16 protein-coding genes are annotated in these 11,977 nt (G+C 63.6%); 8 read left to right on the forward strand and 8 right to left on the reverse strand.

Features of this window, described 5'->3' with window-relative positions; all coding sequences use genetic code 11:
* Nucleotides 1-13: 13 nt before the first annotated feature.
* Nucleotides 14-1,384, reverse strand: a complete 1,371-nt coding sequence (locus OVA00_RS14365; RefSeq protein ID WP_268089225.1) for a PepSY-associated TM helix domain-containing protein — start codon at nucleotides 1,382-1,384, stop codon at nucleotides 14-16.
* A gap of 124 nt (nucleotides 1,385-1,508) precedes the next feature.
* Nucleotides 1,509-1,877: a hypothetical protein gene (locus OVA00_RS14370; RefSeq protein ID WP_268089226.1), complete on the reverse strand. Its 369-nt coding sequence runs from the start codon at nucleotides 1,875-1,877 to the stop codon at nucleotides 1,509-1,511.
* A gap of 197 nt (nucleotides 1,878-2,074) precedes the next feature.
* On the opposite strand from OVA00_RS14370, the gene OVA00_RS14375 reads away from it, so the two are divergent.
* Complete coding sequence (locus OVA00_RS14375) at nucleotides 2,075-2,737, forward strand: glutathione S-transferase family protein (RefSeq protein WP_034789232.1); 663 nt, start codon at nucleotides 2,075-2,077, stop codon at nucleotides 2,735-2,737.
* A 28-nt stretch (nucleotides 2,738-2,765) separates the two neighbouring features.
* Here OVA00_RS14375 and OVA00_RS14380 read toward each other — a convergent pair whose 3' ends face one another.
* Nucleotides 2,766-3,704, reverse strand: a complete 939-nt coding sequence (locus tag OVA00_RS14380) for a LysR substrate-binding domain-containing protein (RefSeq protein WP_060516259.1) — start codon at nucleotides 3,702-3,704, stop codon at nucleotides 2,766-2,768.
* Nucleotides 3,705-3,793: 89 nt separating this feature from the next.
* Between OVA00_RS14380 and OVA00_RS14385 the strand changes: the two genes are divergently transcribed.
* Entirely contained in the window at nucleotides 3,794-3,988 is a 195-nt protein-coding gene (locus tag OVA00_RS14385) for a hypothetical protein (RefSeq protein WP_034789229.1), read from the forward strand.
* A 40-nt stretch (nucleotides 3,989-4,028) separates the two neighbouring features.
* Nucleotides 4,029-4,409 carry an MmcQ/YjbR family DNA-binding protein gene (locus OVA00_RS14390; RefSeq protein WP_034789228.1) on the forward strand — a complete coding sequence of 127 codons (381 nt, stop codon included), beginning with the start codon at nucleotides 4,029-4,031 and terminating at the stop codon, nucleotides 4,407-4,409.
* On the opposite strand, the gene OVA00_RS14395 is transcribed toward OVA00_RS14390, so the two are convergent.
* The gene (locus OVA00_RS14395; RefSeq protein ID WP_268089227.1) at nucleotides 4,385-4,975 is read right to left on the reverse strand and encodes a dihydrofolate reductase family protein; all 591 of its coding nucleotides are present in this window, start codon (nucleotides 4,973-4,975) and stop codon (nucleotides 4,385-4,387) included. The two genes, OVA00_RS14390 and OVA00_RS14395, sit on opposite strands and share 25 nt — an antisense overlap.
* Nucleotides 4,976-5,139: 164 nt before the next feature.
* On the opposite strand from OVA00_RS14395, the gene OVA00_RS14400 reads away from it, so the two are divergent.
* A complete protein-coding gene (locus tag OVA00_RS14400) occupies nucleotides 5,140-6,045 on the forward strand; it encodes a bestrophin family protein (RefSeq protein ID WP_268089228.1) in 906 nt (301 codons plus the stop codon).
* 17 nt (nucleotides 6,046-6,062) lie between these two features.
* On the opposite strand, the gene OVA00_RS14405 is transcribed toward OVA00_RS14400, so the two are convergent.
* Both OVA00_RS14405 and OVA00_RS14410 read right to left on the reverse strand, forming a co-directional pair.
* Complete coding sequence (locus OVA00_RS14405; protein ID WP_060604103.1) at nucleotides 6,063-6,683, reverse strand: glutathione S-transferase family protein; 621 nt, start codon at nucleotides 6,681-6,683, stop codon at nucleotides 6,063-6,065.
* Nucleotides 6,684-6,943: 260 nt separating this feature from the next.
* Complete coding sequence (locus OVA00_RS14410) at nucleotides 6,944-7,315, reverse strand: hypothetical protein (RefSeq protein ID WP_060603962.1); 372 nt, start codon at nucleotides 7,313-7,315, stop codon at nucleotides 6,944-6,946.
* A gap of 92 nt (nucleotides 7,316-7,407) precedes the next feature.
* Between OVA00_RS14410 and OVA00_RS14415 the strand changes: the two genes are divergently transcribed.
* A complete protein-coding gene (locus OVA00_RS14415) occupies nucleotides 7,408-8,160 on the forward strand; it encodes a DeoR/GlpR family DNA-binding transcription regulator (protein WP_060603959.1) in 753 nt (250 codons plus the stop codon).
* A gap of 64 nt (nucleotides 8,161-8,224) precedes the next feature.
* Here OVA00_RS14415 and OVA00_RS14420 read toward each other — a convergent pair whose 3' ends face one another.
* Nucleotides 8,225-9,232, reverse strand: a complete 1,008-nt coding sequence (locus OVA00_RS14420; RefSeq protein ID WP_034789224.1) for an asparaginase — start codon at nucleotides 9,230-9,232, stop codon at nucleotides 8,225-8,227.
* A gap of 71 nt (nucleotides 9,233-9,303) precedes the next feature.
* On the opposite strand from OVA00_RS14420, the gene OVA00_RS14425 reads away from it, so the two are divergent.
* From OVA00_RS14425 to OVA00_RS14435, 3 genes are all read left to right on the forward strand, one after another.
* Nucleotides 9,304-10,041, forward strand: a complete 738-nt coding sequence (locus OVA00_RS14425) for a DUF3750 domain-containing protein (protein ID WP_134886156.1) — start codon at nucleotides 9,304-9,306, stop codon at nucleotides 10,039-10,041.
* 89 nt (nucleotides 10,042-10,130) lie between these two features.
* Complete coding sequence (locus OVA00_RS14430; protein ID WP_060603950.1) at nucleotides 10,131-10,616, forward strand: NUDIX hydrolase; 486 nt, start codon at nucleotides 10,131-10,133, stop codon at nucleotides 10,614-10,616.
* Nucleotides 10,617-10,626: 10 nt separating this feature from the next.
* A complete protein-coding gene (locus tag OVA00_RS14435) occupies nucleotides 10,627-10,923 on the forward strand; it encodes a hypothetical protein (protein WP_060603948.1) in 297 nt (98 codons plus the stop codon).
* Between the two features lie 12 nt (nucleotides 10,924-10,935).
* On the opposite strand, the gene OVA00_RS14440 is transcribed toward OVA00_RS14435, so the two are convergent.
* Nucleotides 10,936-11,934: an NAD(P)H-quinone oxidoreductase gene (locus tag OVA00_RS14440; protein WP_268089229.1), complete on the reverse strand. Its 999-nt coding sequence runs from the start codon at nucleotides 11,932-11,934 to the stop codon at nucleotides 10,936-10,938.
* Nucleotides 11,935-11,977: the final 43 nt, after the last annotated feature.

An 11,977-nucleotide genomic window follows, 5' to 3' on the forward strand; every position in this document is an offset into this window, starting at 1 on the left:
CCTTAATGTCCGCTCAGGACAACCGCCGGCGCACCGGTGCAACGCGCATCAGCAATTGATCGACGATCACCATGACGACGATCGCGATGCCCGTCAACGGAAACGCCAGCCCGAAGACAATGGCCATGAGCCACAAGCCCACATAGACGCTGCGCCGCGGCGGCATCGGGGGCACGCCGATGCGTCCCGCCGGGCGCCGCTTCCACCACATGATGACGGCGGAAAGGGAAACGAGCACGATGGAAATGCAGGCGGCCAGCATCAGGAGCTGGTTGACGCGCCCCCATTCCTGCCCCTTGTGCACGTTGATGCTCCATTCGATGGCCTTGCCGAACGCCGGGTAATCGCCAAAGGAAATGTCGACGAGCGGCTTGCCGGAATATTGATCGATATGGATCGTGCGCTCCCGCGCAAGGTCGGCGGGAAAGATGGCGGCCGTATAGACGGCAGTCTCGTCGAGCGGGATCGCGAGCTCGTAGCCGGGCAGCATGCCCTCAGCATCCGCGATCGCGACGGCGCGATCGATCCCGACCGGCTCGCCCGCGCCACCGCTGGACGCCGGAACCGGCGCGTTTTCCATCAGCCAATTGGCCCTGGGCAACACGTCGGTCGACACCTTGCTGGAGGTCGGGACCTCATCCCAAAGCGCTGCCGGATAGCCGAGCCCCATCGCCGTCAGCTTGCCGTTGACCGTTGCACCCCAATAGCCGGACCACAGAAGCCCGGAGAAGGCGAGAAAGACGATCAGCAGGCCGGCGCCGATACCGGTCACCGCATGGAGATCGCGCCAGAACACCCGGCGTGCCGGCGTGCCGCGCACGGTCAACACACCGCCGGTCTGCTGGCGCGGCCACCAGAGATAGATGCCGGTGAAGACCAACAGGATGGCAAAGCCCGCAACGATCTCGATGATTGTTTCGACCGACTTGCCGAAATAGTCGAGGCTGTGCAGGTCCTCGACCACCTGGTTGAACTCCTCCGATGGCGCGACCCGGTCGAGGATCGCGCCGGTGTAGGGATCGACGAAGACCAGCATGCGCGCCTTGCCGATGCCGACAGTGACGCGTGCGGAGCGATCCACGCCGGCCGGCGTGCGATAGGAGACGGCAGCGCTGCCGGGCACGGACTCCACCGCCGTCGCGACGATCGCCGAGGGCGACATCCGTTCGGCGCCCACTGCCACGACGTTGCGGTAGGCAAAGACGGTATCGTCGATCTCGTCGTTGAACAGATAAAGCCCCCCGGTCAGCGCCAGGCTGATCATAAAGGGGATGACGAGCAGGCCGGCAAAGAAGTGCCAGCGCCAGATGGCACGGTAGAGCGAGATGCCGCGCTCTGTGGCCGCGGGGCTGTCCACGGCATTGGTGAAGGATGCGGTTGTCATGGTTTTCTCCGGGAAGGACCGTTTGCACGGCTTCGCCTCTTGGTGATCGGGACGACCGCCGATCACGGCAATGCGCGTCGAAGATGGACGCCTCAAGGCCAATCAGCTGTCGTTCAAGCGCGTATCAGGCGGAGAAAACCGTTGGTGGCGCCCTTGGCCCTGCTCCGGTTAAGAGCACCGAGCGAACGAAACCGAAATCGCCGGCTGGAACGGAAAGCGGGCGCGCGCGGGCTTGCGACGGCAAGACGATCGGGTAAGGCGCCGACAGGTCGGCGGGCGCAACCAGGCAGCAGGACTGGCAGCCGTGGCCCTTCGTGCCACCTTTTCCATCGGGATCGTCGTGGCCAGAGAGGCAAAGATCGGCAAGGCTGCCATCCGGGAGGACGTAGGCGATAGCATCCAGCGACCGCGGCATGGCGGCGGCCGGTTGCTGGATCAAGGCCGAAACGACGAGAACCAGCGCGCAAAGCATGCGCGCCGCCAAGTTCGTCAACCGATCCCCTAAAAGCCCTGCCAAATGCATCCCCAAATCGACGGGCGACAGCTAAAGATCTGCGACCGCAAACGCAAGTCGGCAAAGCGCCGCACGGACCATCAAAAGATTTCATGTGTGCTATCAGCGCCGCCCGCTTCCGTCACTCCCGGTGCTTGCCTAAGACAGGCGACAACACAGGACGGGAGGAACACGGCATGCTGACGATCTATGGGGTTTATCGCTCGCGCGCATCGCGCAATTACTGGATGGCGCGGGAACTCGGCATCCATTTCCAATCGGTACCGGTCATCCAGGCACGCCGCGTCGCCGATCCGTTGGCTGCTGATGCGCCGATCAACACCAAGTCGCTCGCCTTCCTCGCCGTCAATCCGATGGGGCTGATCCCGGCGATCGAGGATGATGGCGTGGTGCTGACGGAATCGCTTGCCAACAATCTCTATCTCGCGCGCAAGTATGGCGGCCCACTGGCGCCTGCCGATATCGCCGAGGAAGGCTTGATCGGCAACTGGACGATGTGGGCGGCGACCGAGGTCGAGCCGCACACCGTAGAGATCATCCTGACCTACGACTACGGCGCCGAGAACACGGATGAAGGCAAGGCGATGATCGCCAGATGCGTGACGTCGCTCGACAAGGTCTTTGCCCGCATGGAAAGCCACCTCGACGGACGCGACTATCTCGTCGGCGATCGCTTCACCGTCGCCGACCTCAATCTTGCGGAGGTCTTCCGCTACGCCATGAGCCAGACGCAGCTGTTCGACAAGCATCCGCGGGTTTCGGCCTGGCTTGCCCGTTGCCATGCCCGCCCGGCCTTCAAGGCGATGATGGAAGAACGCCTGAAAGAACTGGCGGACTGAGCGGTCAATAAGGGGGGCCTCCCTGCGATCAGCCCATGGTCGCCGCGTCGAAGCGAACGCGCGGCGCCTTGATGTCGAGCAGGCGCATGCCCTCCTCCACCTCATCACGAACCCAGCGCTTGAACGCCTTGGCGGCCTTGCTTTCGCGCCGTGACGGCGCGCTGACGAAGTAGTGGCCGAAGCCCGTCGGCACCCGGATGCCGAACGGTACCACAAGGCTGCCCTGCGCGATCGCAAAGCCGGCGAGTGTCTGCCAGGCGAGCATCACCCCCTGGCCGGAGATCGCGGCATCGAGCACCAGCGACGCCTCATTGAAGGTGTGGCGCACGTTCACTTCCGCGCCCGAGAGCCCGACTTCGCGGAGCCACACCTCCCAGCTGAACATCGAATGGCCGTCAATAACAGCGGGCAGTTTTAGAATATCTGCAGGCTTCCGAAGCCCTTCGGCCATGGCCGGCGAACAGACCGGAAAAACCTCCTGCTGCAACAGCGGCTCGGATTTCACGCCCGGCCACTCGCCCGTACCAACGCGAATGCCGACATCCACATCCGACGTGTCGAGATTGACGAGCTTTGTCGTCGCGTCGATGCGCAGGCGAATGTCGGGATGGCGTTCGGCAAAACGGTTGAGCCGATAGACCAGCCAGCGGGCGGCAAAGACCGGCGCGACCGAGATGGTCAGCACCGACTCGTCACGGCGGCGCGCTGAAGCCACGGCCTCTGCCAGCTCGTGAAAGGCGTTGCTGATGCGCGCGAGGAAGCGCTCGCCGAAATCGGTGGGCACGAGGCCGCGCGGGGTGCGCTCGAACAACACGCGGCCGAGCTGGGCCTCCGCCTTGGCAATCTGCTGGCTGACGGCGCCAGGGGTCACGCCCAATTCGTCCGCCGCGGCGGCCAGCGATCCCAGCCTGCCGGCAGCCTCGACGGCGCGCAGCCCGTTCAAATGTACCGTGTTCAGATCTCTCATATAGTTTTTCTAAACACGATCTCTGCCATTCTCAATTGAAAAGATGACAGGACAGGCGGATCATCCAAGCATCGAAAGGATGGTCCGCCATGTTTAGGCTTCTCTCGAAACTGACGCCGCTCAAAACATCCGACGACCGAAAGGACGATGCGCCGCTCGCCTGGGCGCGCGATCCGCTGCAGCATCCGGATCTCGAACGGATGGATGGGCGCGAACTCGGTGACCTGCCCTTCCCGGGCTGGCCGTGGCCACGCACGGCGGAGTGCACCGGCAGCCGCCTCTAGGACCTGCGGCTTTGAAGCTGCACTATGATATGCTGGCCGGATGAGCGACGATCTCGAGCGCAACTTCATCCGTGTCGTCAGGCTGGCGGAGGCTGCAGGCCTGCCCGAAGTGACGATCGGCACGTCCTACGGTACGCCGGCGCTGCTGGTGAAAGACAAGAGTTTTGTGCGCATGAAGGATGGCGAGACGCTGGTCGTCATGTGCGCGCTCGAAGAAAAGGAAATGCTGCTGGAGCTCGACCCGGGGCTCTACTTTCAAACGGATCACTACAAGGGCTGGCCCGCTATGCTGGTGCGGCTTTCGGAAATCGACGACCAAAGCCTAACCGGGCGGCTGGTTGCCGCCTGGCGCGAGAAGGCGCCAAGGCGGCTCGCCGCGAGCTTCCTCGAGCCAGGTCAGGCTCCGCCGCCGACCTTGTAGACTAGGCAGACTTTGCCACCATCCAGTCGCTTCACGTTATCGAGCTGCACATGATGGCGCTCCGCCACGGTGTCGAACAGCGCCTTGCCCTTGCCGACCACGAGCGGGTGGATGGTGAGACGCAGTTCGTCGATCAGGCCGTGGTCCATCAGGCTCGACACCGTGCGCGCGCCGCCGACGACATAGATGGTTCGGCCCGGCGCCTGCCTGAGCGTCTCGATTTCGGAGACGTCGCGCACGATCCTGGCGTTTTCCCATTCGACGTCAGAACGGGTTTTCGAGAGGACATAATGCGGCGTGCCAAGCGCAAAGTCCGCGTATTCGATTTCTTCGGGCGTCGGCAACTGGCCGGTGAACTCCAGCGGCGCATGCGGGTCGCGCTTGATCGCGCTCCAATACTGCTCGTAGCCCGAATACATGCCGTTCCCGAGGACGCAGGCGTCGATCTCGGGCAGGAGGTCGAACGTATCCGACCAGGAATCGACCCAGTCCGTATAGCCATCCGGCCCGTCGATCAGACCGTCGATGGACATCTGCATGCCTGCAACCACCTTGCGCATCGTCATTGTCTCCCTGTTGGCGTTACACGCCAAGGACGCGCGGCAGACAGGAAGCCCGACATCCCAGGCAAAATAATCCTGGCTACGCGGGGACTTCGCCGAACGGACGGCTCTTCCATTTCCAAGCCGGCGCCTATACCGGTTAAGCGAACAGCCGGACAGGTATTTCCATGATCGTTCGCAACCGCCCCACCCTTTTGAAACTCTTCTTCATCCTCCGGGGTTCGGTCATCCAGCGGATCTTTCCGCAAGTGCTGTTCGTCTTTGCGCTCTCCGCTTTCGTCGTCTGGGCGCACCGCGTCGATCCCGGCCTGGTGCCGAGCGTCAGCAGCGGCCCCTTCGCGTTGCTCGGCATCGCGCTCTCCGTGTTTCTCGGCTTCCGCAACAATGCCTGCTACGACCGCTGGTGGGAGGCGCGGAAGCACTGGGGACAGTTGATCTTCACCGCACGCGACCTCGCCCGCCAGACGCTGATCCTTGCCGGAACCGAGCGGCAGCGCCTGCTCGACATCACGATCGCCTTTGGCCACGCGCTGGTCTGCCATCTGCGGCCGGGAAGCGATGTCGGTAGACCGCTAGCGCGGCTGCCGACAGATCTCGTTGCCGGCTACAAGGCAAGCCGCAACGGACCGGACTTTCTGCTGCGCGAAATGGGCGGCATTCTCGCCGGACTGCACGGAACCGGCACGATCAGCGACTTTCAGTGGGCGCAGCTGGATGGCACGCTCGGCAAGATGTCGGCCATGCTTGCGGCCTGCGAGCGGATCCGCAACACCCCCGTGCCGTTCGGCTATACGCTGCTCCTGCACCGCACCGCCTATCTCTTCTGCTTTCTGCTGCCCTTCGGCTTTGCCGATGCGCTCGGCTGGGCGACGCCCTTCGTCACCGCGCTTGTCGCATACACCTTCTTCGGCCTCGACGCGCTCGGCGACGAACTGGAGGAGCCGTTCGGCGTGTTGCCGAACGACTTGCCGATCGTTGCGCTTGCCGAGACCATCGAAATCAACCTGCGCGAGGCGCTGGGCGAGACCAACCTTCCGCCTCTACCGCAGCCGAAGAACTACATCCTGATGTAGCCGCAACTGCCGAGGCGTCAGACCTTCAGCATCGCCAGCACCCGGGCGACGGCCGGACGTGCCGTCATGCGGTTGCGGTGATCGACGATTTTTGGGAAGCGCGCGGGATCCACACCGTCCGGCTCGATCCAGCCGGCGACGGTGAAGAGATAGGGATCGGCGATCGAATAGCTGTCGCCAAAAACGAACGGCCCTTCGAACATCTTGCTTTCGATCAGTTCGTAGCAGGCGGTCATGTTGGAGGCGACCTTGGCCTTCATCGCCTCATGCGCGGCCGGATCGTCGGCCCAGCGTGCGCCGCGGCGGCCATGGGCGTGGGCGATATGCACCGTCGAGCAGAGGTAATTCAGAAACGACTGCAACTGCGCGAAGGCGAAGGTGTCGTTCGCCGGAGCGAGCTTCGCAGCTGGGAAGGCCTGCGCGATATAGGTCAGGATCGCCGGCGTTTCGGTGATGACGCCCCTGTCGGTCACGAGCGCTGGGACCCGCGCCTTCGGGTTCACCGCGAGATAGTCGGGCTTGGTCTGCTCGGCTGTCGAAAAATCGACACGGCGCGCCTCGTATTCGGCGCCCGCTTCTTCCAGCGCGATATGCGAAGCCAGTGAACAGGTTGCGGGGGCGTAGAACAGTTTCAACACTTTGAGCTCTCCTCTGCGATCATGCGGACCGGTTGACGTGATGTCGATGGACCGAACCGGCTCTGTCAATTCCATGGATAGAAGCGGCATGCGCGCGGAGAACCGCACGCTTCCTGCCGTGTCGCCCCAAAGCAAAGACCGGCTGCAGAAGAAAGGAAGTCACCCCGATTGACAAGCAGAAGTGGCAAGGCGCCACAGATCGCTGCCGTCCGCCGTCGTTTAGGGGTGCCCGGCAGGCTACAACTGCCGGGCCTGCACGTTCACGCGACCAGCGGCTCGCTGCAGCCGGGTACGTCCTCCAGGCGATAATAGACGGGAATGCCACGCTCGCGGGCAATGCGCACGTCGTTATCGGCTCCCTTGCTGTCGCCCGGCAGGCGGAGAACGGCCTCGCAAAGCGCCAGCAACCGGCCCGCAACGGGATGAAAAATCTCCTCATAGAGATCGTCGCCGATCCGCGCGCCGCCAGCCGCATGCCAGACCGGCAGAGCCACCCACTCGCCGATGACAGGCACGTGGCCTGCCTTGAACAGCGCATAGGACGGCTCTTCCAGCCGCTTCAGGTTGGCGGCCATTTTCGCCGGTTCGTCCCCGGTTCCCGAACGATAGGGGCCTGCGATCAAGATCAGCATTTTTCTCTCCCGAGATGCTATGAACGATCCAGATTATTCTGGAATAATCGTGATATTTCGTGCAATATCGTGAAGAGTCAAGGAGACATTTCATGCTGACGATACAGAGGCGGGCTTTGATTTCGGCGCGGCTGGCGCGAGACGGCGAGGTCGTCGCCAAGAGCATGGCTGACGAGTTGAACCTGTCCGAGGACACGATCCGGCGCGATCTGCGCGAAATGGCGGCGGAGGGACTGCTGAAGCGCGTGCACGGCGGCGCGCTGCCTCTGGTGCCGCCGCTGCCCAACTTTGCGGCGCGTCAGGAGATCGCCGGCGATGTCAAACGCCGGCTCGGACAAAAGGCGGCTGCGATGATCGAAGCCGGTCAGACAATCTTTCTCGATGGCGGCACCAGCAATGCAGAGATTGCCCGGGCGCTGCCGCGCGACATGCGGCTGACCGTCGTCACCCACAGCCCGACGATCGCCGCCGAACTCGAGCGCCACGAAGCGGAGGTTATCCTGATCGGCGGGCGGCTCTACAAGCATTCGATGGTCGCGACGGGAGCAGCAGCGCTTGCAGCGATTGCCGGCATCCGAGCCGACCTGTTCTTCCTCGGCGTCACCGCCATTCACCCGGCTCACGGTGTTTCAACCGGCGACTTCGAGGAGGCGGCCGTCAAGCGGGCGATCCTCGGCCAGGCCGCGGAAACCTACGTGCTCGCAACGGTGGAAAAATTCGATGCGGTCTCGCCGCACCACGTGGCCGCGATCCCTGAGCTCTCGGGCTTCATCGTTCCCAACGAGATCAGCGACGACATGCTCGCCCCTTATGACGGCACGGACATTGCGATCATCGGCGCTTGATGGCGCGCCGCGCCAACAAGCGGAACGTCGGGAAAGTGAGCGGGCCGAGATGGCCCGCCACAGTTCAGGCGGCGAAAGCGTCGGTCACTCTGACGTCGCCGACATGGATGCCGTTCCAGTTGTGCATGGAATGGTTGGCCTGCGCCATCAGCGCCGCGTGCAGCTCGGGCTCGTCCCTGAAGAAGCGGGCAAGCGTTGCCGCGACCATGGCTTCGGCAGCCCGGGTCGTACCATCTTCGCACTTCAAAGCGATCGCGATGCCTTTTTCCGGAATGGCGGCGCAGAACACACCTTCCGCCCCGGTCTTGGCAAAGATGCGGCCGGGCGCCGTCTTCATCAGCCGCGTGCAGGCGCGCTTGGTGCCAGCAACGAAAAAGGGCTCGGCCATGCAGGCCTCGATCAGCCGCCGCGAGACGCGGGCGCGCTCGGCTTCAAGGCCGACGCCGGTCGCCATCTTCGCGAAACCGTGTGCGAGCCCCTTCAGCGGCACCGCATAGGTCGGGATCGAGCAGCCGTCGACGCCGCAATTGTCCTTGGCAAGGATCGCACCCGTCAGGCTTTCCATAGCGCCGCGGATTTCGCGCTGCAGCGGATGGTCGTAGCCGACATAACCCTTCACCTCCGTGCCCGAATGGCAGCAGGCACAGATGAAGCCGGAATGTTTGCCGGAGCAATTGTTGTGCAGCGCCGTCGGCGCTTCCAGGCTGCGGGCCTGGCCGATCAGGGTCTTCTGGTCGGACGACCAATGGGCGCCGCATTCGAGCGCCGAGACATCGCGGCCTGCGGCGGCCAGCATCTTGGCGGCCAGTTCCACATGTTCCGGCTCACCGGAATGGGACGAACAAGCAAGCGCCAGTTCCCGGTTGCCGAAGCCGTAGGCGTCGGCCGCGCCGCTTTCCATCAGCGGCAGCGCCTGCATCGCCTTGCAGGCCGAGCGCGGGAAGACGGCGCTGTCGGTTTCGCCCAGCGAGAAGACGGTCCGGCCGTCGCCGTCGACGGCAATGACCACGCCGCGGTGGCGGCTTTCGACGAGGTTTCCGCGGGTAACTTCGACGAGAACGGGATTTGACATGCCTTGCCCTCAAATATCCGAAATTGCTCCGTGCATTTAGCAGGATTTTACCGGCAAGGAACGGAGTTTTCATGAAATTCGCCCGCAGGCTGGCCGCTGCTTTTCTCGTCATTTACCTGCTGCCGGCGTTGGCCTCGGCCGGCTGGTGGTACATGCAGGACCGGCCGCAAAGCTGGCGCGACGCCGATTGGTCCTCGGCCGGGATCCTGCCGAAGGCAACGGAAAGCGCGGACGCGGCGATCTACGTGTTCTCGGCGACCACGGGCGGCATGAAGGGTGCTGTCGCGAGCCACGCCTGGATCGTGACCAAGAATGAGGGCGCTGCCACCTACGATCGCTACGACAAGGTCGGCTGGGGCAAACCGATCCGCAGGAACGGCTATCCGGCGGATGCACGCTGGTACTCGAATGAGCCGCGGCTGGTCGTCTCGGTGACCGGCGCTGACGCCACGCGGCTGATCCCGAAGATCGAGGCGGCGATCGCCAGCTACCCTTACGCTTCGCCTGGCGGCTACCGGATCTGGCCCGGCCCGAACTCCAACACCTTCGTCGCCCACGTGCTGCGAACCGTACCGGAACTCGGCGCCGTGCTGCCGCCGGACGCAGTCGGCCGCGACTATCTGCCGGAGGGAAAGCTGTTCCAGATCGATGCCGACGGGCGCGACCTGCACGCGACGCTCTATGGCCTGGCCGGTATCTCGGCGGGTGTTCGCAGCGGCCTCGAGCTGCATTTCTTCGGCCTTGTCGCCGGTTTCGACTTCGCCAATCCCGGCATCAAGGTTCCGGCGATCGGACGCATCGGCATATGATGGTCCAGGCTTGACGGGCCATCGCTTAGGTTGAGCGCCGGTGGTTTGCATTGCATGGTGCGCCAGTCGAATCAGGAGGACGCGCCCGCATGCATGAAATACCGATCAGGAGCTTTGCTGTTTCGGTTGTCGTTCTCCGCCCGGCTGGGAGCACCTTCGAGGTTCTCCTTCTCAAGCGCACCGGAACACTTGCGGGAACCTGGTGCCAAGTCGCCGGCGCGATCGAAGCGAATGAAACGGCCTGGCAGGCGGGCCTGCGCGAAGTCGAGGAGGAAACGGGCCTGCGGCCCGACCGTTTCTATTCCGCCGACATCTGCGAGCAGTTTTACGAGGCCGACCGCAATGCCATCAGCCTGCTGCCCGTCTTCGTCGGCTTTGCAGCCAAGGGCGCCACGGTCCGGCTCAATGCCGAACACAGCGCGTTTCGCTGGGTGAGCTTTGACGAAGCGCTCCGCATGGTGCCCTTTGCCGGGCAAAGGAAAGTGCTGAAGCATATCCGGGAGGAGTTCGTCGACAACGAACCGAACCCCTGGCTGCTGATCCAGGAAACGGCGCCGGTCGGATCGGCCGGTTAGGCGAGGCTTGATGCTGAGCCAAGTGCTAAAAATGGAAAAGGGCCGCGCGAGGCGACCCTTCCATGAGTTTTGGCCGTATGACTGGCCCGGGCTTTCAGACCCGAAGGAAGGCGGGGATTATGCCGAGGGCTGCCTCGACACCTTCACCTCTTCCATGCCCTTCACCAAGACCGAAATCTCATTAGACATTGGACCACCTTCCTTTCTGTTCGTTGCTGATGATTTGAAGGTAAGCGATCCACCAGCGATTACAAGGGCGACGATGGTCGAAGATCGTTTTCCTCTTCGCCGCCGATCACAGGCCTGACGATCGTTCCGATCACAGGGACATGATGATCTTGCCGACATGGTCGCCCTGCTCCATCTGGCGATGGCCGTCGGCAACCGCGCTGAAGGGCAGGACGGAATGGATGACCGGCGCGACCTTGCCAGTTTCCAGCAGCGGCCAGACCTTCTCAACCAGACCGTCGCGGATCGCCTGCTTTTCCGCCGCCGTGCGCGGACGTAAGGCCGAGCCCATGACATGCAGCCGCTTGGTCAGGATCGGCGCGATGTTCGCCCCTTCAACCTTGGCGCCGCCGAGGAAGGCGATGATCGACAGACGGCCGTCCTTGGCGAGCGAACCGATGTTGCGGTCGAAATAGCGGCCGCCGACCATGTCGAGAATGACATCGACGCCACGCCCGCCGGTCTCTTCGAGAACGACCGTCTTGAAGTCCTCGTCGCGATAGTTGATCGCGCGCTTGGCGCCGAGCGCTTCGCAGGCGCGGCATTTCTCGGCGCTGCCGGCGGTGACGAAGACCTCGGCGCCGAAGGCCTTGGCGAGCTGGATCGCCGTCGTGCCGATGCCGCTGGAGCCGCCATGGATGAGGATGGTTTCGCCCGCTTTCAGCCCGGCCATATCGAAGACATTGGCCCAGACGGTGAAGAAGGTTTCCGGCAGGGCGGCCGCCTTCACGGCGTCATAACCCCTAGGCCAGGCGAACGCCTGGGTCGCGGGCACCGCCGTATATTCCGCATAGCCGCCGCCATTGGCGAGCGCGCAGACCTTGTCGCCGATCCGGAAACCTTGAGCCCCCTCGCCGAGCGCCACGACTTCGCCCGCCACTTCCAGGCCGAGGATCGGGCTTGCGCCCGGCGGCGGCGGATAGTCGCCCTTGCGCTGCAAAACGTCAGGACGGTTGATGCCCGCCGCCTCCACCCGAACGAGGATGTCGCCCGGCTTGAGCTCTGGCAACGGCCCCTTCGCGAGCACCATGTTTTCAGGCCCGCCCGGGGCTGGAAGGTCGACGAATTGCATTTCCAATGGAAGAGACATGGCACTACCTCGCGAATTCTCAAGGCGCATAGGTAGCGCCGGA

The sequence above is a fragment of the Ensifer sp. SL37 genome (assembly GCF_026672675.1).
In the GTDB taxonomy this organism is placed as follows: Bacteria; Pseudomonadota; Alphaproteobacteria; order Rhizobiales; family Rhizobiaceae; genus Ensifer; species Ensifer adhaerens.